Below are 23,995 nucleotides of genomic sequence, written 5' to 3'. Positions count from 1 at the left end.
ATAGTCTGAAATAGTATCATCTATTACTTTCCTTCGATACTTTACGACTAACACAAGATGGTAATACATCGAGAACACCGAATGGTTATTACTGTCCAACCTCATTATAATATCAACCCCTATACTTTATATGACTGATTATACCATATTGAGCAAAAAGGCAAAAGAAAAAGACTTTGGGCTGTCACCCAACCGAAATTCATCTCCCCCTTACCGTTGGGCTACGCCCTTCACACGCTTGAAGAGGGAGACTTCTTTTGGAAGTACGTTAAAAACCAAAATGTTAATTTGTACGGGAATTTCACGCCACCTGCACGCATCATTTTATATTGATCATATGCTTCTAATACGAGAAGTGTAAGCGGGATAATCTCAAGCGCACTAAAGACCGCACCAATAGCAATCCATGCTTCTGGTGAACCATTATAATAATAGTGGTGCCCAATTCCTAATACTCCCGTACCTAACAATAAGATGATTTGAAAATAAAACATACGTACAACAGATGATTTTGTTACTAGTTTCATATTAACGAGCATATAACCTATCATGACGACAGCAAATACTTCAAAAATACCTTCCACCCAAAGGTGTACTACCCACCAACGCCAGTAATCCGACATTGTAAAACTCACTTCAGGATTAATGAAAAATGCAAATGCATAAAAAGCAGGTACTGCGATAGATGCATAGAACAGTAGGTGAATAAGTCCACCTTTGTCACGTTCCTTTTTCAATCCTGCACGAATACCACGATATAAAATAAATAGCCATATTGCCATTCCAATAAAGAATGCAATTTGCCAAATACGGCCTAACTCTAGGTACTCCCAACCTTGGTGACCAAATAGGAACCAAAGATTTCCCAAATATCCGTTTATTCCTAACCATTCTCCAACCATAGAGCCACCAACAACAATTACCAATGCCCAAAACAGAATATCAACGAGCATCCCTTGTCGTTTTGGTTCGAGTCCTCCTACATTTGGTGCTAAATATATCCCCATTCCAAGCCAAGCTGTTGCAATCCAGAAAATAGCTAACTGTAGGTGATAACTTTTTGCTACTCCAAAAGGTAACAATTCATAGATCCATTTTATACCAAAGAATGAATCAGGTTCTGTATAGTAATGTGCTAGTAATGCGTCAAACATTACTTGGACGAAAAACATTAAAACTACAATTAAGAAGAACTTCGCAGATTTCACTTGGGAAACAGAGACTTTCTTTTTAGCTAAATCGTATACTGGATAGGAATCTTTCGTAAAGGCAGATTTCATTCCAAAGCGATATTTATAAAATATATATAATACAATTGCCATGAATAATCCCAAAATAGTAAAACTTAAACCTGACCATAGCACTGCAGAATAGGACATTGTATTCCCAGCTTCTTCATAAAATGGCCAGTTATTTGTATAAGAAACTGTATCACCAATTCTGTTTGTGCTTGATAGCCAAGCAGACCAAAAGAAGAAATCGGATATTTGCTCTATTTGATCATTGTCTGCTACATAAGCACGATTTGTTTCAGGTAGATGGGATTCCTGGATCAAGCCTGCCTTCAATCCCCAATTATCTCCTTTTTTAAAAATAGAACGGTAATAAGCCTCCACTTGTTCAATGCCATACGCTTGTGCATCTGTTACATATAATTTATTTTCCTTTTCATTAAAGCGATTTTTCGCATTTCCTTTATAACAAAATCTTTTATGACCCCCTCATTATTTTAGACATATAGTATTCATCAATAAATTCGCCATCAATCTGCAATGATTTTCTTTTTGTACCTTCTATTTCAAATCCTGCCTTTTTATATAATGCAATGGCTGGTTCATTCTTCTTCACAACCGTTAACTCTAACCTGGTAAAACCATTCTTAAACGCCCATTGTTCTAATGTACTAAATAATTTTGAGCCTATTCCCTGTCCACGATATTCCTTTAAAATTCCAATAACAATGTAAACTACATGTTTGTTTCTCCGTGCACTTCCACCTTTTGCGAAAAGGTAACCAGCTAACTCTTTATTTTTTTCAGCTACAAAAACTGTAGCATTTCCACTGCTTTGCATACTCTGTATCATCTTTAATAGATCCTCAGCTTGAACATTCCTTTCTCCAGGTTCCCAAAGCATATACTGTGAACTTTCGTCAACCCGGTTCATAAGCTGTGCCAATTTATCAACATCTGATGTTCTTACTTTTCTAACCTCCAATGACTTCTCCTCCATCAAATCACCTATGATTACATGTCCTACACGTTTTTATCTTCACTATTAAAAATCAATTCATTCTTTATATCGATCAATCTTGATTACATCATCAATCGGAGTTAGATACTCCTTTTCACCTACTGAAAAATCCGCACCTTGACGCTTTAATTCTGCATATTGAATAACCTTGTCATCTTGAATGAACACAATTAAATATATATCATCTCTCATGTTCATATTGCTTTTATCCTTAAACGAAACACCTATCTGCTTCTCTATACTTTTTTGATCACTATAGGGAGTTATCAGATAAGCCTTTTCCCAATCGAAATCTGTCAGTGACTTTATATGTATCTCACTTATATCTTCATCCATCATAATTGACTGAACAGACTTCTCTAACCCTGTACGATCTTGCATATCATCTTGATTACATCCGACCAACATTAGAATCAAGCTGATAAAAACCATCAACTTCTTCAAAGTAATTCCCCTTTCACATCATGCTGCATTTTGTAATCTTATTGAATAAATGGTAAGTTAATATCCATTGTTATTCAAAGAATTTAATGAACCGTAATATAAAGGAAAGATATAAAACCTAATAAGACAAACAATTGAATCACAATCCCAACTATACTGCAAACTAATCCAGAAACTGCAAGTGCCCCACCAGTTTCATCTGTCACCTGAATATCTTTTGTACTTTTCAAAGATAAAAGAATTCCGATAATACCTAGTATAAATCCAATAAATGGTATCAAGATGGATAAAATACCAAACGTTAAAGAACTAACTGCTTTCCCGTTAGTTTTACTTTGTTCAACCACTCTTCTCCCTCCATTCGTCATGTTACCTTACGCGTTAAGATTGAAGCATATTCCATATTTTAAGATAAAAGTACCTCACAGATTTTTCACTAAAAAACTAGCAATCATTCCCTCATGCTGATTATTTACATGACATACGTTTATTACGATAAATAGTTTCATTTTTCATATTCCTTTTGCCAGTATAAAGGGACAACAGAGAAGCCATTTCATAGTCCATCCAAAAAAGCTGACTTCTTTTTATACAAGAGTCAGCTTTTTGGTTTTTTATTGTTCTTAACAAAGAGGCGCATCACGTTATTTTTCTACTTTAACAAGTAGTTGCTTATCAAAGAAGTATAAATAAACATCTGTGACTGGTTGTTGCCAAATTTCTTCAATGGCATGACGATATAAATTCATTTGTACTTCATAGCGCTGTTTGAGCTTGATAATCATATCATCTGAAACCTCACCACGAATTGTGTCTGTTTTGTAATCGACGATAATCCAGCCATTTTCCGTTGGTACCACGCAATCAAGAACTCCCTGAATTAATACTTGTTCGGATTGCTCACCTTCCCAATTTGCATATATATCTTTAGCTTGTAAAGTTAAACTAAACGGAACTTCTCGATAAAGTTTATCAACTTCCATCATATATAAAGCAATGTCGGATTTGAAAAAACTAGCGATTGCTTCCGCATCTATTACATCCGCTGCCTCTTGACGTAATATTTCTCTATCTACCAGTGACTGTGTAAATTCCTTTATTTCGTTCATTGTCCATTGTTTTTGAAAAGGAATATGTTGCATAACCGTATGCAGTGCTGTACCTTTTTCAGCCGCTGAAAATGTCTTCTCTTTTTGCATAAAGTTTGGTCTTCTAACGATTGGAGTCCAATCATGGTGAACCATCTGATCACTACTATACGCATCTTTCATTTCCTGCTGTCTTTTAATTTCAGTTACAGTCTGTTTTGCTCGGGAGTGCGTTGCTTGTTCATATCCATACTGAAATTGCAGTCGATGCTCAACATACGCTGCCAGTTCTTCGCTTTCTACTTTCACTTGCTGCCATTTTTCAAGGTTATCTTTTAATTTCTCATCTTTTTCTTTTGATTCATCCGCAATATTTGTTAATTCACTTCCATGCATAATGGTGATTGTCCATTTTGATGGATCTACACGAATCTCATCTAAGACGGTATCACTAAGTTCTTCGGTGCGTAAAGCCTCTGCAGCTTCATGGCGAATTAAAGCTGGACCAACCCAATCTAAGTATGTTTTGGATTCACCTCTAAAATGTGCTGGTAATACCCATTCCGCATGTTCTACCATCGTCTGCCATTTTGTAATTTTCTTTTCGAATGAATTTACATTGCTAATCATGACGAGCTTTTCCTTTGCGCGTGTTAAAGCAACGTATAATACGCGCATTTCTTCAGCAAGTTGTTCGCGTAATGCTTCACTTTTTAATGCTTGAAAATACAATGTTGGGTACGTAATACGTTTTACAGGATCAATATAATGACTTGCAAAGCCCAAATCTTTGTGCAATAGATATCGCTTATTTAAGTCTTGTAAATTAAATTGTTTGTCTAAAGCACCTACAATGACGACAGGAAACTCTAATCCTTTACTTTTATGAATGGTCATAATACGGACAACATCTTCCTGTTCACTTAATGCTTTGGCTGCTCCTAGATCATCACCACGTTCTTCCATTCTTTCAATAAAACGTAAGAAGCGAAATAACCCACGAAATGACGTTGTTTCATACCCTCTAGCTCGATCAAATAGTGCGCGTAAATTTGCTTGACGCTGGCGTCCACCAGGAATACCACCTACATAGTCGTAATAGCCACTTTCACGATATATCTGCCATATCAAATCGGAAAGCGCACCTTGTCTGGCAGCAATACGATACCGTTTTACCGCCTCTAAAAATGTGCTTATTCTTTCAGCTGTATCATTATTTGTCGTTGCGACATATTTTTTTAATGCATCATAATACGAATGTTTCGGATCAGCTAAGCGAATTTTCGCTAATTCATCTTCATTTAGACCGACAATAGGTGATTTTAAAACGGATGCTAACGGAATATCTTGTCGTGGATTGTCGATTGTTTTCAAATAACTAATCATCACTTTAACTTCTATTGCATCAAAATATCCTGTAGATAATTCTGCATAGACTGGGATTCCTTGTTGTTTTAGTTCATCTACAATAACAGGTGCCCATGACATAGAACGTAATAAAATGACGATATCCCGATAACGAATCGAACGCTGGACTTTTGTATCCGCATCAACAACTTGCATCGAAGCTGTTTCATCAGTCCCAATCCACTGTTTAATTTTTTGTGCATATGCTCGCGCTTCAAGTTGTGCCTTTTCCAGATCAAGATAATTTTCATCTTCATCCTCATTTTCTTCGTGAGTATCCGTTTGCTCGCGGTCAATAATAATCAATTCTGGATTTTCATCCGCATACGGTAAAGTATCGTACATCTTATTTGCATAAATTAATTCTGCATCAGTGTCATAATTTATCTCTCCAAGTTTTTCGTCTAAAATTTGCCGGAAGATATAGTTTGCACCGACTAAAACTTGTTCACGACTTCGAAAGTTACGTGCTAAATCAATTCGGACACCAGGATCTTCTTGCATTGCAAAATGCTTATATTTTTCAATGAACAAAGAAGGTTCTGCATGGCGAAAACGGTAAATACTTTGTTTTACATCTCCTACCATGAACATGTTTCCATATTCTTCTTGGTTACTCACTAATTGTAAAATCGTCTCTTGAACTAAGTTTGTATCTTGATACTCGTCTACTAACACTTCCGTAAATTGATTTTGCATCTGCTTTGCAACAGATGATGGGAGTATTTTTTCATTTGTAGATTGTTCATCCATTAATAAGCGTAAACAATAATGCTCCAAATCCGAGAAATCCACGACTGCTTTTTCTGTTTTTAATTTCGTAAAGCGATTTCTAAATTCCTTCACTAATTCGGTTAATTGTTTTATAACAGGTGCAAGTTCACGCATATCTTGCACATGCCCTGCTAAGTTTCTCATAAAGTATGTGCTCGCTAATTTCCCCCAACGGTCTTTATAGCTATTTCGAATTGCCTGCACCCGTTTCTTTTTGTCTTCATTACATTCTGTTCTCTTTCCCGACAATCGGCCAAATTTACTTTTTGCCATAAAAGTTTGCAAGTCATCCCATGAATGGAGGTTGGCACGTGCATCTTTTAGCAATTTCATATCTTCTTCTATCGTATCTACATATTGAAATGGACCATCATTTTCACGTGCCAGTTTCATTGCTACATCCATTTCCTGTTGCATTGCTGAGAATTGATCTACTATTTCACGCTTAATTAAATCTAGCCAAGGAAGATCCTGTTCCTCCCAATCCTCCTGTAACATATAGGCGTCACTTACTTGATCTAACCAAACATCTGGCCATGGATTTTGAATCGAAAATGTATAAATCTTTAAAATTAATTGTTCTACATCAATATCACTACGATCACTTGAAAATCGATCAACAACTGCAAAGAAACGGTCCTGTTCTTCCCCTTCTTTGCCATACCATTCTTCAAATAAATCATCGATAACTTCTTGTTGCATTAAATCTGCTTCCATATTATCTGCTATACGAAAGTTTGGATCGATATCGAGTAGATAGGCATATCGCTTTACAATATCTAAACAAAAGGAGTGCAACGTCGAAATAGATGCACGCTGTAATAACGATAGTTGCCGTTTTAAATGAATCGATGATGGGTCACCGACCAAAGCTTTTTCCAAAGCAACTCCAACCCGATTACGCATCTCTTGTGCTGCCGCATTCGTAAAAGTAACGACAAGTAATGAATCAATATCAACTGGATCTTGCTTATCTAATAACTTTTGAATAATTCTTTCTACAAGAACAGCTGTTTTACCTGACCCTGCAGCCGCTGCTACAAGTACATCGCTGCCCTTTGTATAGATAGCCTTTTCTTGTTCCTTCGTCCATTTAACCAATTAATTTTCCTCCTCTTTACGGAGACTTGCCAAAATCTCATTATCTTTCATATCCTGTAACTTCCGATATTGATTTCCTTCCACAAGCGGGTCAAACTGACAAACAGATAGAAACGGACAAAATGTACATGCTGTTTTATTCTTATATTGATATGGATTTAATTCCACCCCACCTGATGTTATATCTACACCAGCCTGAATCATTAGTTCATGAATATGATGCTGTAAAGTCGCAAATGTTTCAGGACTTGCTACTTTTGAATTGCTATAGAATCCTCCATTTCGTTTTAAACCTACTGGGATCATTTGACTATAGCCACTATCAACAGAAGTATCCATTTGCTTGACAACATCTTCATTTGCTAAAAGTAGTCCTTGCATTTTATATTTTTTAAATAATTCTCGTTCAATCTCTTCTTCCGTTAATTGATATCCTCCGGAGATAAGCGGATTGTGCACATGAAAATATAATACACCAGCAGGAGTAGCGCGTAAGCCTAACCATGTCTCGGATTGTGTCAAGATTACGTCTAAATACGTAAGCATTTGTAAAGCTAATCCATAATATACTTCCACCAAATTCAGCCCATGTGCGCTTGACTTATAATCAATAATTCTTAAAAACAATTGATCTTGATACATCGCTTTGTCGACCCTGTCAATTCTTCCCCCCAACACAAGCTCAAATCCATTAGGGAGCTCTAGACGTACCGGGTCTAATGTTTGATTTTTTCCAAATCCCAGTTCTAAACCAACAGGTGAAAAGTCACTTTTTCTTGCTTGTTCACCTAATACAAATGCCGCTCTTGCGATGACCTCTTGTAATTTCTTTTGTATATATTTATAGCGATTCGAACTATGCAAAATTTGATGTTGTAATACCGGTGCTAACTGTTGTATCGCACGATTTGCATAGTGACGAGCATCTACTTTTGAAAGCTGTGTGAAGTCTCGGCCTTCCTTCTGCACCCATTCCGTAATCATTTTTAACGCTTCATGAAACAGCTGACCAATATCTGGCGCATCTAATTTATATGTTTTACGTTCATTTAATTTTAAACTGTAACTAGCGAAATGTTGATAAGAGCAGCGATAATACGATTCTAGTCGTGAGACACTTGCAGGGATTTCTTTCGGATACATCTTTTCTGCTGTTTGTGTCGACAATGAACTTGGCTTATTTTCATAAAATAAGCTTTGTAGCACATGGTAGGTAGTCCCATGCATAGCATGATTTTTTATATACCAATTCAAGACATGCCACCATACTTCATGCATCGGGTATCCACGTCGATAGCGTGCAAGTTGTGCTGTTAGCGCTGAACGAGTCTTTTGCGGTGTCGTAATGAAGCGTGCAGCATCTTCTAGTTCATCTGGTTCTTGTAATAAAATAAGTTCTTTACGTATTGGAAACATTTCTTCTATCCGATGAATGAGTTGTGAAGGTATTGTTGCCTTTCCTTCCTCATTACTAATTGTGTAGCTTATCCACAAATATTGTTCACTTGAAGTAAATGCAAGATATATATAGAACCAATCATCTAATAATTTCCGTTTACTAGAATCTGCTAATTTCATTCCATGAATCGCTAACAATTCCCGTTCTTCTTCATTTATTACACTATCTGCTGCTGGCTTCATTGGCCAAATCCCATCATTTACACCTAGTAAAAAGGAACACTTAATACCACTTATGCGCGAACGATCTACTGATCCAACGATTGTATGATCGATACTTGGTGGAACATGTGCAAACTTTAATGTTTCAAAACCCGCCTCAAGGGTCACACGAAAAGTCTGGAGGTCTAATGTTTCATCACCTGTAATTTCTACAATTTCTTCAAATAATTGGATTACTGCATTCCATACCTGCTCCTGTTCCCTTCCCTTTTCAAGTTGGCCTTCTTCATCATAAAATGTCCGTAACTGCTCTAATTTTTCAGGAACATGCAGTTTTTCTAACCACGTATATACAATTTTACACTTTGCTTCAATTGTATCTGCTGCTCTTATTTGTTCGTCGAATGTTGCCATTGCTTGTACAATTTGATTACGATATGCGTTAATACGTGCTTGAGTTTCCAACTCCTCATCTGTTTGTGCCGTTTGATCAAATCCATGAAATCGTTGGAATATCCATTTTTCATCTTTTAACCACCGGGATCTAGAACGAATACCGTATTCTAATACATAGTTTTCCAATTCATCAATTGCATCATCTGTTAGTGGATATGTTGCATCTGTTGCAGATATAAATCCTGTTTTCAACATACGAAAAACAGCATCGTACCGCCAATTTCCATCAACCACTTCTAATGCAGAACGAATAAATTCAATGAGTGAATGATTAAGCATCGTTCTCTTTTCATCAATAAAGACAGGTATGTGATAATCTGGAAAAATAGTTTGAATTAAATCGTGATATACTTCTGGCTCTCGTACCAAAATGGCAATATCACGGTAGCGATAACCTTCTTCTCGGACAAGTCTTCGTATCTCTTGTGCAACGCCTTCTATCTCCGCACGTGGATGTACCGCTTCTGCAATTTGAATGTCCGTTTGTTCAGCATATTCCGGTGCTGGACGCGCATCAAAATATTGCTCCAAGTGTAATAAATCTGGCTTATCATGGAACTGACCATGTTCTGGTCGCAACATAATTGACTGTTCAAGCTGTATACCATTTTCCTCCGCCATTTGCTTTAATATGTGGTACGTTTCCGTTGTTTGATAAAATAAGTCTAAATCTGATATATCGTCTGCTTCCGGATCAGCAACGGTTAATGCTACGGTTACTTGCTTACATTTTAATAATAGACTTTGAATAACAGACAACTCTGTCGGCGTAAAACGGTGGAAACCATTTAAATAAATTTCAGCACCCTCTAATAACGTAGACTCCTTAATTTTTTCCGCTAATAATTGAAGTTGATCCTCACTATCGATATAGGAATCTTGTAAAGCGATATTTAGCTTTTCATAGATATAAGATAGGTCACTTAATTTATGGATTAATGATTGTTCCCCAGGTTCTCTATGCTTAAATTGTTCCAATTGATTTTTCTGTATAAAAAGCATCTCTGGTGTAATTAAATATCGTTTAAACTCTGTTATAATCGTTTCTAATTGTGTTAAAAATCCTTGTTTTTCAGTTGCCTTTTGGAAAATCTCCCAATTCCCTTGTTTTTCTTCAATAATTTTTCTCAGCATCATCTGAATCCCGACTGAACTAATAAACTGTCTTGTACTTCCACCAGTTTCTTGGAGTATGTGCCATGCTAAACGAGATAAACTTGCTACCTGTGTACGGATACTACCCTTAAACTCCGGATCGCGGAATAATGTATATTCTTCTTCAAAAGTCATTTGATCTGGAACAAGATAGAAGATTGGTCGACCTTGGGGATGACAGAGAGATTTTTCTTTTATCTTTGAATGAATATATGCATTTTTATTAGCGCCAGCTCTTCCTAAAATAAATTGTAGTCCCACCTATGTGTGCCTCCTTTTTCGAGCAGCAAAAAACGATGTAATAAAAGCTTCTACCTTTTATTTTAACAAAAGTAGAAGCTTCTATATAATTAAATATCCTGTGTTACATCTTCTGAGCTTTTTAATAAAGATTTTTCCTGTAACCGTTTTTCAATAAACTTACCTAAAACCCATAACAATACGATACATACACCTACGACAATTGCACGAGTCGGGTGTTTCGCAAATGAGAATATACTTACTCCAACATAAGCCATTGAAAAAATCATGACAGCTTTTCCTAAAATAATCGCAAGTGCATACTGATAAAAGTTAATTTTAGATATCCCTGAAACGACGTTAATTACCGAAGATGGAGAAAATGGAAAACATAGCAATAAAAAGACCGGACCAAAACCATGTCTGCCAATCCACGTCGTTACTTTTGCCACTTGTTTATTCTCTAAAAGTTTGCGAAATATACGACGGTTTCCCAATCGGCGAATAATCATAAATACACTGATATCCCCAAGTATTGCCCCAATCCATGATAGTAAAAAGCCTTGCCATAACCCGTAAGCTGCGGCATTCGCAAACACAAACGCAAACAGGGGTAAAAATGGTAAAAATGATTCAATAAATGGAAGTAATATTCCTGGTAATGGACCTAAACTACGATATTTCTCAAGCAATTCTAAAATTTGTTCTTCATCTAAAATTCCTTTTAAGTCAGTTAAGATGTTTAAAAAATACATATGTATAATTCTCCCCATATAGCGCAATAATTAGTTCTTTTTTTTGAACGGTAACCATCCTTAGTTTACACTTCTTATCTATTTTAATGTAAACTTTGGAGTCTGTATAGACTTAAATATAAAGTTTTGCCTCTTTCTTTTCAATATACACACTTATATTATTTCTTGCATTTTATTTAGATAATAGCATATAATAAATTAGAACAGATGTTCCTATCTAGGAGGTGTAATGATTGCGCTATCTGGCAGAAAAAGAATTAAACTTAGCTTCTCGTTTTCTCTTCCTTTCCATGGCGATTGTTGTATTAAAACAGGACCTATTACTCATTCAAAAAGGTAACTTTAAAATTAAACAACCTTATCTAAACTTAATTGAACAAATGATTACTTTAGCTTTGACCGAACGAAGACAACTTCGCAAACAAATGGAAGATTTACAGTTAAAAGTAATCTTACTAAATAAAAACGACTCAGTTTCATCCTATTTATTTATTTGCCGAGGACGCGAGGAACAGAGAAATTATTTTAATCCCGCTATTCGCAACAAAGTAGAAGCATTATTGCAAGAGCTTATGTGTAAGATTCCGCAACCATATTCGACACATGTTTCTGCAAGTTTTTAATACGATTGTCAAGTAAGTATCGAAATTGTGCGGTACGCTGAATTTGGTTTAACATTGATCCATATGAAACATCTACTACTACATTCCTTCCAGTTTGAAAAGTAATTTCAGTGCGATTATCTTCGGTTTTATTTATGACGTCAATATGGGAATGTGCAATCCAAATGCAACTTTGGTTTGCGGGTGATGAAGTAGGAAAGAAATACATACCACTTTGAGGATCAATACAAATCGGTGCCTTATGTGTGATACCACATACATCAAATGTACCTTCCTGTCTGCCTTTCAGACTTGCCCCAAAAAACTTACAGGCACGATCGATCAACTTGCTCGGAGTATGTTGGATGATGAAGTGTTCCGTTTCCTCTTCCATAATGATTGAACCTAAATTTCCATATCCATCGAGTTTAGGAATAACGGCCATTGTTAAGGGAGTAATATCTTCAGATGGGGATTCCTGATAAATAATATTCTTTATCAATTCATTCATTCCTTTCAATATGTTTATTTGCATAATCAATTAAAATAATATATTGAAAAGAGAGAGGCTTACAACATAATTTAACAAATTATCAGTTATATGTACAGTAAAAAGACAAAATAGTATCAATAAGCGCGAAAAGTGCATTTTTTACAACGGTTATTATATCTAAATCTACTAAAAAGCGCAGAGAAAACAACTTTTATCTCTGCGCAATCTATTTATTATTGTTATTTTTTTATTAAATCTCGTAAACTTCCACGTAATATTTTCCCTGTTGTATTCTTCGGCAACTCTTCTAAAAAGTCGAGTGAGCTTGGAATTTTATAAGATGCTAAATGTGATTTACAGAAGTCTAAAAGTTCCTCTTTCGTTATTGCATCGTTTTTTGGTACCACAAAAGCATATACTGCTTCACCTGAATTTGGGTCAGGTTTACCAATTACAGCGGCCTCTGCAACTTGTGGATGTGAGAATAATACTTCTTCTACCTCGCGTGGATAAACATTATATCCACCGACTATAATTAAATCCTTTTTACGGTCAACAATATAAAAATACCCTTCATCATCGACACGCGCCATATCACCAGTATATAACCAGCCATCTTTAATTGTCACTGCAGTATCTTCAGGCATTTTATAATACCCTTTCATTACATTTGGCCCACGTACAATTAACTCCCCAACTTCTCCTACCGGTAGTTCTTCCCCAAATTCATCAACTATTTTATTTTCTACACGTACAATACTCGTTCCAATTGAACCTGGTTTACGTGGTCTATCTAATGGATTAAATGTTGTAACTGGGGAAGCCTCTGATAAACCGTATCCTTCAGAAATCATCACATCAAATTCCTGTTCGAAATTTTTCAATAGGGCTACAGGCATAGAAGAACCACCGGAAATACATAAGCGAATAAAGGAAAAATCATCCTTCGTTCCTTTTTTACTTTGTAACAAGTAGTTATACATCGTTGGTACCCCAGCAAAAACAGTAGATTCATATTCCCTTGCTAAACGAAAAACTTCTTGTGGCGAAAATTTAGGCATAATTAATACTGTCCCACCATTCATTAATGGTGCATTTAATGCAACTGTTAGACAAAAAACATGAAACATTGGTAGCGCTGCAATCACGCGATCTTCCCCATTAATCTGTAAATAATCTGCCACGTCTTTTGCATTACAATAAATATTTCGATGTGTTAGCATCGCGCCCTTTGGTTTTCCAGTCGTTCCAGAAGTATAGAGAATTAATGCTAGATTATCTTCATCTAATTCTGGTCCTTGAAACATTGGATTTCCGGCCCGAACGATTTGTTCAAATGATTCCACTTTATCTTCTGTAGAAACTTTTGCTGCCCCTGCTTCCCCTGTTTGACAGACAAAATAATGTTGCACATGTGGTAACTCATCCATAATCTGTTGTATTTTTGGCATCATAACATCCAATGTAATAACTGCTTTTACATCCCCATTTTTTAAAATATATGTTAATTCATTCGGTGTATATAGCGGATTAATCGGTATTACTACTGCCCCTAAACGTAATGCTCCATATAATCCAATGACATAGTGTGGCGTATTGCCAACTATTAACGCAATATGATCCCCCTTTTTATACCCCAGACGTTCAAGCTGAGATGCAAACATATTAACCGCTGCATTTAGTTTTTGATATGATGTTTTATCATCGTTAAAAATAAAGGCGGTTTTATCAGGATGTTCGAGTGCTGTAAGAGATAACTGTTTACTAATATTCATTAAAAAACCCCCTGTTCAATCATGATGAATGAATAGTCATTCATCATATAGCAAAAAAAATACCATAAAAATATAGCAAACGTGTAAGTTATATATTTTCAGTATAAAAGAATATTTATATAATTTCAAGTAAGCGTTACCATTGTATTTGCAATAAAAAGCTTGAAATAAAGTTGTTTCAAGCTTTTTATTATCATTCTAATCGCGTTAACCTACATTTTACATGTTGTAGTTCGTTATTTTATTTAGTATATCAAATCAATAAACTGTTCTTTTGTAATTTTACCTAAATAATAGGATACATCTATATTTGCTAATGCTTCTTCGATTGCATGTTTATCATGGCGGACACCAATTAAGAGATTTTCAAGATCTGTAATTTCACCCAAGCCAAAAAAGTCACCATAAATTTTGCAATTTTCAATTTTACCTTTTTTCACATCAAGCCGAACATCAACTAGTCCTGAATCAAATTTATGAGATTCTTTCACATTAAAAGAAGGTGATTTTCCATAATTCCAATCCCAACTACGATAACGTTTTTCAGCTAGTTCATAAACGTTTTTCCAATCTTCTTCCGTGAGTTCGTATTGTGGAACATCTTTCACATCTTCAACAGCAAAAATATAGCGCAAAATCATATCCTTAAACTGTTCCATCGTCATGCTTTCCTCAAGAAATTCAGTAATATTCGCTACACGACTACGAATGGATTTAATTCCTTTTGATGCGATTTTTGCTTTATTTACATTTAGCGCTGCTACCACATGGTCAATTTCAGAATCAAACATCAATGTTCCATGACTAAACATGCGACCCTTCGTAGCAAACATTGCATTACCCGAAATTTTTCTTTCTCCAACTACAAGGTCATTACGCCCTTTTAATTGGGCAGGTACACCTAATTTATTTAATGCTTGGACAACTGGTTCAGTAAATTTTGCGAAGTTATGGAAACTATCGCCGTCATCTTTCGTTATAAAACTGAAGTTTAAGTTACCTAAATCATGATAAACAGCTCCACCACCTGATAAACGACGTACTACTTTTATGCCATTTTCTTCTACATAATCCGTATTAATTTCTTCAATTGTATTTTGATTTCTACCTATTATAATTGAAGGTTCATTAATGTAGAACAATAAATATGTATCTGTTTCACCAAAATTTTGTAACACATATTCTTCTAAAGCTAGATTAATAGTTGGGTCTGTTATGCCTTTATTGTCTATAAATTTCATCATTTTACCTCCCATTGCCAATTTTCGACACTATCCATAACTAGTGTAATGGATAGTCATATAACTGGCAATATATTTGAAACATAAAACAGTTTTTTATTTTATCCAAACGAGACCTTTTTCTGCAATTTGAATACGATTATGAAATTGCTCGCTTGCCTCCTTTAATAACTGTTGATGATCTCCATAATGAGGTAGGTGACTAAGGATTAATTCTTTTACATTTGCCTCGCTAGCGATGGTCCCTACTTCCTTACTCGTCAAATGCCCCGCACTCGCTCCATCTTGATTCGCATAAAAATTACAATCGGCAATAAGTAAATCAACATCTTTGCAAAAATCAGTCCACTCTTTTTGATAGCTTGTGTCTGCAGTATAAACAATACTTGATTCACCATCCGTAATGCGCATCCCATAACATGGGGCAGGGTGCACGGTCTTTAAAAACGTTATATTAAATGGTCCCACTTCTAATGTTTCTTTTGGATCATAAGCAATCCCTTCCGTGTTTTCTGATGTCAAATTTGAAAACCCCTCTTTATCCTCCGCATGTCCATAGATAGGCAAAATCTCATCTTGTTCACGTAAAATTGATTGTACTAACCATGCATATTGTAAAACACCTATATCCGCAACATGATCATGGTGATAATGTGATAATATAACTGCATCAATATCCATTACATCTACATAATTTTGTACAGATGATAAAGCACCACTTCCCACATCGATTAATAATGTAAAATCATCCTTTTGTAATAAATATGCTGATGTTGCTTCATTCGCAGCTGGATATGCTCCCCATCGTCCAATAATCGTTAATTTCATAAATTACACCTCATTTTATTTTTGTTATAAAACAGTATTGACATTTCAATCTATGTTATAATACAATATACAAAAGTCCTGTTATGTTACAGATTAACCTTTTTTTGACCTGTATTATATCAACACGCATAAATGTTAGCAAAGGGGGAATTTTATGATCAATGTTTTAGAGTTTTTCCGAAATCTTCCTATGAAAAATTGTTACAAATGTGGGGATACCATTACCGAAAAAGCAGACTGCTACGGTAATATATGCGACGATTGTGATCATCCAGCACGCTAGATTTAGTATGTCCAATTAAAGTTTTTCAATCTGTATCTATAACAGTATACTTCCTTTCTACGAATGCTTGTATTCTTTGATGACAGCTAAACCCATTAGCTGTCTTTTTTTATTTCTTTAACCTCTAATTGGTATTCCCACCCAAACTTTTATTTTATTACAATCAACATCCGGTTAATTATACTTTAAACGAAATAAATCATGAATGCTCATAATAAATATTAAATAATTTTTAAAAATAATTTGTGAATTATAATGCGCTTTATTGCAAAATATCATATAATTAATTAGAGTATCGAAATATTATCTAGCAAAAGAAAGGGGTTTTTTTAATGGCTAAACGATTAGATAGAGCCGATGTTCCGGTTATGGAGACGTGGGATCTATCAGACTTATTCCCTTCGCACGCAGATTGGGAAACTGCATTGGTAAATCTTTCAGAAGAGGTAGCAACAATTACGGCATTTAAAGGAAAAATGACAACGCATGCGCGTGTATTATTAGATTGTTTAACTGCCTATGAAAAATTTTCCGAGCAAATGATTCGTGTTAGCACTTATGCAAGTTTACGAGCAAGTGCAGATGGGAGTAATCCTGAAAATCAGCGCGATGCTGCTAAAGTATCTGCAGCAATGGCTAATATTCAAGCAAAACTATCTTTTATCCAATCCGAATTATTAACGTTGACAGAAAAGGAACTTACACAATTTATAAAAGATGTACCTGAACTAGAAAACTATCATAAATTACTATTCGATATTCTGGAGAAAAAGCCTTATACCTTAACTCCAGAAGTAGAAGAAACACTAGCTGCTTTGGGACAAGTCCATGATGCACCATATATGATTTATGAACGAAGCAAATCATCTGATATGGAGTTTGATGCAATTACAGATACGGATGGAAACAAGCTCCCTATGTCTTTTGCTTTGTTTGAAGATCGTTACGAATTTTCGGCTGATACAGACATTCGTCGTGCCGCATACGCTTCGTTTACACGCACATTAGAACGTTATCAAAATACATATGCAGCGACATACGCAACAGAGGTAACAAAACAAGTAACGTTAGCTAAACTTCGTGGCTATGATTCAGTTATAGATATGTTATTACTACCACAGCAAGTGACAAAAGAAATGTATACGAACCAACTGGATGTCATCCAAAAAGAGCTTGCACCACATATGCAGCGGTTCGCAAAATTGAAACAAGAAAAATTAGGTTTGGATAAGATGTATTTCAGCGATTTGCAAGCACCACTAGATCCCGATTTCAATCCTAAAACAACATATGAAGAAGCGAAAGCTACAATATTAGAAGCTTTACAGGTAATGGGGCCAGAATATACAAAGATAATGGAAAAAGGCTTAAATGATCGCTGGGTTGATTACGCAGATAATGTTGGAAAGGCAACTGGGGCATTTTGTTCTAGTCCTTATGGTGTACATCCGTATATTTTAATTACATGGACAGATACAATGCGTGGTGCATTTGTTTTAGCTCACGAGCTTGGGCATGCGGGACACTTTTATTTAGCACAGCAAAACCAATCCTTATTTAACACTCGCCCTAGCATGTATTTCATTGAGGCGCCGTCTACAATGAATGAAATGCTTTTAGCGAATCATTTACTTGAAAAATCATCTGATAAACAAATGAAGCGTTGGGTGATCACACAACTACTCGGCACCTATTACCACAACTTCATCACACATTTACTAGAAGCTGAGTTTCAACGTCGTGTCTATAAATTAGCTGAGGCTGGCACGCCACTTACAGCAAATATATTAACAAAGGAAAAACGTGAAGCATTGACAAGCTTTTGGGGAGATGCTGTCACACTGGATGAAGGCGCAGGATTAACATGGATGAGACAACCACATTATTATATGGGGTTATATCCGTACACGTATTCCGCTGGCCTAACTGTATCTACTGCTGTTAGTCAAAAAATAAAAGAAGAAGGTCAACCAGCGGTCGATCGCTGGCTACATGTTTTAAAAAGTGGCGGGACGATGAAGCCGCTTGAATTAATAAAAAAAGCAGGTGTAGATATGTCTAAACCTGATGCAATTCAAACAGCGGTCGCTTATGTTGGTTCACTAGTAGATGAACTAGAGAAAACATATCAATAAATAAATAACTATAAAATGCAGAGGCTGTGACAAAAGTTGACCCTACTACTATATTTAGAATTAAAAATTCTACTCATTATCGTAGTGAAACAGGGTCAATACCTTTATCACTTGCCTCCTTTTTCATCAAAAATTATGATCTAGTGTTTGAGAAAATCACGTTTTAAATTTATTTTTAGCTTTTAGTAGCGAATCATTGGCATTTCTCGGTTGTACAATAAGTGACGTTGGTGGTCAAATCTCGCCAGCGTCGTTTTCTTGTTTACACGAATTAATTTCATAGGCCAAAAGTAGTTGTTTGAGGATGAATATTAAATGGCGCGTACATACCGTTGTCCTACATGATAATTGACACGCTTTCCGTGGGCACGGCTTCAGCCTCCTCGGAAGCAAAATCCGCTTCCTGTGGGGTCTTCAGACTCGTGCTGTTCCCACAGGAGTCGGTCACTTTTCATTCCGGACAACTAGTATTGTGGGATGATGTTTATGAAAATGATTTATAAATAGAAAACAAGTGAGATTCCCTGTAGAATTAAAGTCATAGAGCCCATTTCTCATGGTGTCAGCATCTCTATCAATTTAAAGATAACTCCACAATCTCTGACGGTTTACCTTCAAGCTTTGTTAGCGGATCATATGGTACAACATAATACATATTTTTCGAAAGTAGTGAGAAATCCCGAATGTCATATTCTGTAATTCCTGTTACTTCCCCAATCATCTCATCTATTTCGTCTTGTTTACGATATATTCGATAAACAACGCGCTCATCATCTGAGCCCGACCAAGTTAGTTTTCCTTTTACAATCGTCATACCACCAAACACGATATTCGCTGTCATGTTTTTAATAGTAGGTAGTTTTATAGGATCTGGTAAATCAACCACATCATCTGGTTTCCTAAAGGTAGTGGTCAAATCTTCTTCCTTATCTAATTCTGTTAATATCTGTTTTGTTAACTCAGTTGGAAAACTACTATTTCCTGTCAAATAATGGTCTTTATCTGAACGGTCATATCCCATCCATGTCACAGCGGTATACGTTGGTGTATACCCAGCAAACCATAGATCTTTACTCTTTCCTTTCACAAATGGGTGTTGCGTTGTTCCAGTTTTTCCTGCTAAATCATGAGGATACGTACCAGCACTTGCAGTACCCTCTTCCACTGTCTTTTGGAGCATTTTTGTCATATTCCAAGCAACTTGATGCGAAAAAACTTCTGTACGATTTTCATTTGATTGGTAAATACGTTCATCATTCGTGTTGTAAATTTGCTTAATAGTGGATGCTTCCATAAAGGTTCCTTCATTTGCGAACGTGGCGTAGGCATTTGCGATTTGGAGTGGTGTAACACCAGATTCCAAGCCCCCTAGTGCTATAGCTAATCCTTCATCAGGTATATTCATTTGCATCTTTTCTAAATATGCTTTTGCATAAGGAATACCTAGTTGCTGTAACAACCAAACGGCTGATGTATTTTTAGACTGCATAAGCGCTTCATACAATGAAATGTTTTTTACGTATTCATTGTTACTATTACTTACCTCATACCCATCAATTGCCATCTTTTCGTCTGGCAGAACGGAAAACGGATCAAAAGAGCCTTTCATGAGTGAAGGTCCATAAACCACTAATGGTTTAAAGATCGACCCTGGCTGTCGTTGTACCAACGTACGATTTAAATCACCTATTTTAAATTCCCTTCCACCTACTGCTGCAACAATTTTCCCAGTATGATGTTCAAGTAATAAAAACGCACCTTCTACTCCTGCCACATTACCTGGGAAATAATCTTCTTTTTTAAATTGATCATAGGCAGTTCGCTGTGCCTTTTCATCAAGATTCACAACAATTCGATAGCCGCCATGTTTTAATTCATCAATCGATAAATCAGCATGTTCCCCCGCTTCTTTTAACACCAAATCAATATAACTATCTAACCATGGGGATTCTTTTACTTCTTGAACTTTTAAACCAAGCTTTCGTCTTTGCTCTCTAACTCTTTCTTCCGTTTGAAGCACACCGGCTTGCTCCATTAATTTTAAAACTGTATTCCGTCGCGTTAATGCTTTATCAGGGTGATTAATCGGCGAATAACCGTTTGGGGCTTTTACAATTCCTACCAGCATTGCACCTTCCGCAACTGTAAGGTCTTGCACGGATTTTGAGAAATATTTATTTGCTGCTGCTTCAATCCCGTATACACCATGACCAAAATAAATGCTATTCATATATAGTTCTAGCAATTCCTTTTTAGAATAATGCCGGTCTAAATAAATCGCAATCATCACTTCTTTTGTCTTTCGCATCCATGTCTTATCATTCGTTAAAAATAAATTTTTCGCAAGTTGTTGTGTAATCGTACTTGCGCCTTCTGTCTTACTACGTGCAATAATATCACGAAATACAGCTCTCGTTACAGATTTCATATCTACTCCAGCATGTTCATAAAATCGTCGATCCTCTGTTGCAACAAATGCATCTTGTACATATGTAGGCACTTCTTTTATCTCTACAGGAAAGCGAAGTTCGTGATATACTTTCGTTACTTCCTTACCATCACTTGTTTCTATAACAGTAGCGGCATTCAAAATTAGCTTTTCTTCATTAACAAGCATTTTTCCGCCATATAATATTACAAAATAACCACTTACACTTAAGCATATAATAGAAATAACAGTAAAAAATAATATTTTTATATATAATGGCCAAGTAAGAATCGTATGTATTACTTTTTTCGCATAGTCTTTCAATTTCTTCACCTCTCATCGATCAATACCATTGCTTATCTCTAGCTATTATACACATTTTTGGTAAAGTAAAAAGCAGTAGAGTTTTTGCTTGTTGTTGATTCCTTACTGATCATTCCCTCAATACCTGCGAACTCTTAAAAAATGGACTCTTACAGCCAGTTAGCCTGCTAATAGGTAAATTAAAATTTTTCATTGCTGGTGTAATAACCATCTATCAAATATATTAAACTAATCATTTGGAAGGCAGGTGATAAGTATGAAAGCATATATGACAAATGGTACGTATTCCTTTTTAAAACAACTAGAACAAAAATACCACCATAAACAATTTCTTTTTATGGAAAATGAAGCGAATACACTTGCTTATTATGAGGGTGAAGGCAAAAGTATTTTTGCTTCTGGGCGAACTTACGATATTTTACAAGGAACTGGGACATGTTTGAAACGAGGATTTGTTGCGATGCACCATATTCCCGTGACAGAGGAAGGACAACCCGTTTTCGAACATCAAATGCAACATCGCGATAACATCCTAGTTACGACCCCTGGCTTTCAAGCTTTTCGATTTCTCAAACCAACAAAAGGGCATGTTTATGTTATCCTTACGCAGTGGAGTACAAAAGCCGCCTATGAAAGCTGGAAGGCCACTGAAACATATACAAAGCTATATCAAAACCATCATGTCAAACTACCTGCTTATTTTGCTGACCGGCCATTTAATGCTTTGTATCATATGGTAAAAGAAGACGATGAAAAACAATAGTAACAATCCTTTTTGTTTTGTAACTGTAAACAAGAAAGAGGCCATGATGCACGATCATGCCTCTTTCCTAAAATTTAAACCACTACATTCTTACGTAATTTCAACTTACTTTTTATCCAATACTTCTTCAGATAAAAATGTTTTGAAGTCTTCCTCTTCTTGTAATCCTACAAGTCGATCTGTTTCTTGTCCATCTTTAAAATGAATTAAAGTTGGTGTACCCTCTATTTTAAACTTACTCGCTTCATCTGGATACTCAAGTAAGTTCAATTGCTGTATATCTACATCCATACTATCTGCCAACGGAAATAATATTGGCGTTGTTTCCATGCAATAAGAACACTCAGGACTAAAGAAATAAACCGTAATATCTTCTTTCTTATCTAATTTTTCTTCTAACTTATTAGGTGTAATAATGTGCTGATATAACGGATTATCTAGTAAATCAATGGTTGATTGTTCTAAATCATCTTTGCCATACGGATTCCCCTCTACCGCACGGTTATTTTTAGCTGATACAACGAAATATAGCGCCACAAATAAGATAACAATGACACCAATAAATGCAATCATTTTCTTCTGCATGCTATTCCCCCTTTCTAGTAAGCAAATATACATGAAGTGAAAAAATCATGATAAAAGCTGTTCCTGCTAAAAATGGAATTGTCACAAACCCAAAATAGTTTACATATTGGGTATGACATGGAACAGTACCACATGTTGCTCCGACTTCACGTAATGCTGGTAATTTTTGTAGTAAATAATGATATGTAGAAATAACCATTCCGATTCCACTTAAAATAATTCCCGGTAATGCAATGGAAAGATTTTTCTTCCATAATGTAACACCATATATCACGACAAGTGGATACATCAATATTCGTTGCACCCAACAAAGTTCACATGGTGTGTATCCCATTACTTCAGAATAAAACAAACTCCCCGCTGTCGCAACAATTGATATTCCCCAAATAACAAAAGCGATATTTTCATTCCATTTTGTTCTACTCATTCATCAATTCCTCTCTAACCAATTACTGATTAAATTATACTAGTATCTATAATAAAAGACAAAAAAGAAACCAGGCTTGCCTTCCATTTACGGTGGTTTCTATATCTACTTCCATACGTGTACGTGAACACGTATATCTATTCATAATCTATTCTGCAAGAACTTCTTAAATGTCCAACTATTGTAGCAACCTATTTTTATGAACATAAACTGCTGCTTGTGTCCGATCATTCACTTCAAGTTTTGCCAAAATATTACTTACATGTGTCTTCACTGTTTTGATTCCAATATATAGTTTTTCACTAATTTCTTGATTCGTCATTCCATTGCCTATACAAAGCAAAACTTCCATTTCTCTCTCTGTTAAATCATCATGCAGCTTTTTCGTTTCACGGCGGAAATTCGTCATCATTTTACTCGCTACTTTTGATTCAATTACATTTTCGCCTATTGCGGCTTTTTTAATTGCCCCAACAATTTCATCTGCTGAAGATGTTTTTAATAAATAACTAAATGCCCCTGCTTCAATAGCTGGAAATACTTGTTCGTCATCATAAAAGCTCGTCAAAATAATGATTTTACATGACGGATATTCTTCCATTATTTTTGCAGTCGCTTCAATTCCATTTCCATTTTCCATCATTAAATCCATTAACACAACATCTGGCTTTTCTTTTATAATAAATGCAGCCCCTTCATTACCACTGCTCGCCTCACCAATTACATCAATTTCATCATCTGTTTGTAAGTATGCTATAATTCCTTTTCTTACAACATCATGGTCATCGACAACAACAACACGAATCATTTCCTTTTCC

19 protein-coding genes and 1 pseudogene are annotated in these 23,995 nt (G+C 35.7%); 4 read left to right on the top strand and 16 right to left on the bottom strand.

The annotated features are described in order from the left end of the window. The 8 genes and pseudogenes from ACFFIS_RS07780 to ACFFIS_RS07745 form a co-directional block, all read right to left on the bottom strand. The coding region (locus ACFFIS_RS07780; protein WP_390187096.1) for a transposase at positions 1-105 on the bottom strand (105 nt) is incomplete at its 3' end. Positions 106-269: 164 nt separating this feature from the next. Next, positions 270-1,717 (bottom strand): annotated as a pseudogene (locus ACFFIS_RS07775) (cbb3-type cytochrome c oxidase subunit I); the annotation flags it as partial. Then, on the bottom strand, positions 1,711-2,217 hold the full coding sequence (locus tag ACFFIS_RS07770; protein WP_320378627.1) for a GNAT family N-acetyltransferase: 507 nt from the start codon (positions 2,215-2,217) through the stop codon (positions 1,711-1,713). The gene ACFFIS_RS07770 and the pseudogene ACFFIS_RS07775, both read right to left, overlap by 7 nt. A 72-nt stretch (positions 2,218-2,289) precedes the next feature. Next, positions 2,290-2,697: a hypothetical protein gene (locus ACFFIS_RS07765; protein WP_320378626.1), complete on the bottom strand. Its 408-nt coding sequence runs from the start codon at positions 2,695-2,697 to the stop codon at positions 2,290-2,292. Between the two features lie 83 nt (positions 2,698-2,780). Continuing rightward, the gene (locus ACFFIS_RS07760) at positions 2,781-3,044 is read right to left on the bottom strand and encodes a DUF4190 domain-containing protein (protein WP_320378625.1); all 264 of its coding nucleotides are present in this window, start codon (positions 3,042-3,044) and stop codon (positions 2,781-2,783) included. A 297-nt stretch (positions 3,045-3,341) separates the two neighbouring features. Then, entirely contained in the window at positions 3,342-7,067 is a 3,726-nt protein-coding gene (gene addA, locus ACFFIS_RS07755; protein ID WP_390186870.1) for a helicase-exonuclease AddAB subunit AddA, read from the bottom strand. After that, positions 7,068-10,559, bottom strand: coding sequence for a helicase-exonuclease AddAB subunit AddB (gene addB, locus ACFFIS_RS07750; RefSeq protein WP_390186868.1), 3,492 nt, complete (start codon positions 10,557-10,559; stop codon positions 7,068-7,070). An 89-nt stretch (positions 10,560-10,648) separates the two neighbouring features. Further along, positions 10,649-11,293, bottom strand: a complete 645-nt coding sequence (locus tag ACFFIS_RS07745; protein WP_390186866.1) for a TVP38/TMEM64 family protein — start codon at positions 11,291-11,293, stop codon at positions 10,649-10,651. A gap of 233 nt (positions 11,294-11,526) precedes the next feature. On the opposite strand from ACFFIS_RS07745, the gene ACFFIS_RS07740 reads away from it, so the two are divergent. Next, positions 11,527-11,916, top strand: coding sequence for a YhjD family protein (locus ACFFIS_RS07740; protein WP_320378622.1), 390 nt, complete (start codon positions 11,527-11,529; stop codon positions 11,914-11,916). Here the strand turns inward: ACFFIS_RS07740 and ACFFIS_RS07735 are convergent. From ACFFIS_RS07735 to ACFFIS_RS07720, 4 genes are all read right to left on the bottom strand, one after another. Continuing rightward, on the bottom strand, positions 11,864-12,397 hold the full coding sequence (locus ACFFIS_RS07735) for a competence protein ComK (protein ID WP_320378621.1): 534 nt from the start codon (positions 12,395-12,397) through the stop codon (positions 11,864-11,866). The genes ACFFIS_RS07740 and ACFFIS_RS07735 overlap by 53 nt on opposite strands. A 230-nt stretch (positions 12,398-12,627) precedes the next feature. After that, on the bottom strand, positions 12,628-14,163 hold the full coding sequence (locus ACFFIS_RS07730; protein ID WP_390186863.1) for a fatty acid--CoA ligase family protein: 1,536 nt from the start codon (positions 14,161-14,163) through the stop codon (positions 12,628-12,630). Positions 14,164-14,408: 245 nt separating this feature from the next. Then, positions 14,409-15,404, bottom strand: a complete 996-nt coding sequence (gene lplA / locus ACFFIS_RS07725) for a lipoate--protein ligase (protein WP_320378620.1) — start codon at positions 15,402-15,404, stop codon at positions 14,409-14,411. A 96-nt stretch (positions 15,405-15,500) separates the two neighbouring features. Then, positions 15,501-16,232, bottom strand: a complete 732-nt coding sequence (locus tag ACFFIS_RS07720) for an MBL fold metallo-hydrolase (protein WP_320378619.1) — start codon at positions 16,230-16,232, stop codon at positions 15,501-15,503. 154 nt (positions 16,233-16,386) lie between these two features. Between ACFFIS_RS07720 and yhfH the strand changes: the two genes are divergently transcribed. Together yhfH and pepF are read left to right on the top strand one after the other, a co-directional pair. After that, on the top strand, positions 16,387-16,515 hold the full coding sequence (gene yhfH / locus ACFFIS_RS07715; protein WP_320378618.1) for a protein YhfH: 129 nt from the start codon (positions 16,387-16,389) through the stop codon (positions 16,513-16,515). 332 nt (positions 16,516-16,847) lie between these two features. Further along, a complete protein-coding gene (gene pepF / locus ACFFIS_RS07710) occupies positions 16,848-18,650 on the top strand; it encodes an oligoendopeptidase F (RefSeq protein ID WP_390186860.1) in 1,803 nt (600 codons plus the stop codon). Between the two features lie 574 nt (positions 18,651-19,224). Here pepF and ACFFIS_RS07705 read toward each other — a convergent pair. Beyond that, positions 19,225-21,369, bottom strand: a complete 2,145-nt coding sequence (locus tag ACFFIS_RS07705; protein ID WP_390187094.1) for a transglycosylase domain-containing protein — start codon at positions 21,367-21,369, stop codon at positions 19,225-19,227. A 289-nt stretch (positions 21,370-21,658) separates the two neighbouring features. Between ACFFIS_RS07705 and ACFFIS_RS07700 the strand changes: the two genes are divergently transcribed. Continuing rightward, a complete protein-coding gene (locus tag ACFFIS_RS07700; RefSeq protein ID WP_320378614.1) occupies positions 21,659-22,165 on the top strand; it encodes an antibiotic biosynthesis monooxygenase family protein in 507 nt (168 codons plus the stop codon). 105 nt (positions 22,166-22,270) lie between these two features. Here ACFFIS_RS07700 and ACFFIS_RS07695 read toward each other — a convergent pair whose 3' ends face one another. The 3 genes from ACFFIS_RS07695 to ACFFIS_RS07685 all read right to left on the bottom strand — a co-directional run bounded on the left by ACFFIS_RS07695 (position 22,271) and on the right by ACFFIS_RS07685 (position 23,985). Further along, positions 22,271-22,750 carry a thioredoxin family protein gene (locus ACFFIS_RS07695; protein WP_320378613.1) on the bottom strand — a complete coding sequence of 160 codons (480 nt, stop codon included), beginning with the start codon at positions 22,748-22,750 and terminating at the stop codon, positions 22,271-22,273. A gap of 1 nt (position 22,751) precedes the next feature. Next, the gene (locus tag ACFFIS_RS07690) at positions 22,752-23,177 is read right to left on the bottom strand and encodes a disulfide oxidoreductase (protein ID WP_320378612.1); all 426 of its coding nucleotides are present in this window, start codon (positions 23,175-23,177) and stop codon (positions 22,752-22,754) included. 178 nt (positions 23,178-23,355) lie between these two features. After that, positions 23,356-23,985 carry a response regulator gene (locus tag ACFFIS_RS07685; RefSeq protein ID WP_320378611.1) on the bottom strand — a complete coding sequence of 210 codons (630 nt, stop codon included), beginning with the start codon at positions 23,983-23,985 and terminating at the stop codon, positions 23,356-23,358. Positions 23,986-23,995: the final 10 nt, after the last annotated feature.

It is taken from the genome of Paracerasibacillus soli (genome assembly GCF_042432965.1).
Lineage (GTDB): Bacteria > Bacillota > Bacilli > Bacillales > Amphibacillaceae > Paracerasibacillus > Paracerasibacillus soli.
Note: the sequence above shows the minus strand (reverse complement) of the source record. Positions and strands in the feature narration are given on the sequence as shown.

Coding starts and splice junctions, on each gene's coding strand:
- ACFFIS_RS07720 (WP_320378619.1), bottom strand. CDS start 16,232: ATGAAATTAACGATTATTGGACGATGGGGAGCATATCCAGCTGCGAAT.
- ACFFIS_RS07700 (WP_320378614.1), top strand. CDS start 21,659: ATGAAAGCATATATGACAAATGGTACGTATTCCTTTTTAAAACAACTA.
- pepF (WP_390186860.1), top strand. CDS start 16,848: ATGGCTAAACGATTAGATAGAGCCGATGTTCCGGTTATGGAGACGTGG.
- ACFFIS_RS07685 (WP_320378611.1), bottom strand. CDS start 23,985: ATGATTCGTGTTGTTGTTGTCGATGACCATGATGTTGTAAGAAAAGGA.
- ACFFIS_RS07745 (WP_390186866.1), bottom strand. CDS start 11,293: ATGTATTTTTTAAACATCTTAACTGACTTAAAAGGAATTTTAGATGAA.
- lplA (WP_320378620.1), bottom strand. CDS start 15,404: ATGAAATTTATAGACAATAAAGGCATAACAGACCCAACTATTAATCTA.
- ACFFIS_RS07695 (WP_320378613.1), bottom strand. CDS start 22,750: ATGCAGAAGAAAATGATTGCATTTATTGGTGTCATTGTTATCTTATTT.
- ACFFIS_RS07690 (WP_320378612.1), bottom strand. CDS start 23,177: ATGAGTAGAACAAAATGGAATGAAAATATCGCTTTTGTTATTTGGGGA.
- yhfH (WP_320378618.1), top strand. CDS start 16,387: ATGATCAATGTTTTAGAGTTTTTCCGAAATCTTCCTATGAAAAATTGT.
- ACFFIS_RS07730 (WP_390186863.1), bottom strand. CDS start 14,163: ATGAATATTAGTAAACAGTTATCTCTTACAGCACTCGAACATCCTGAT.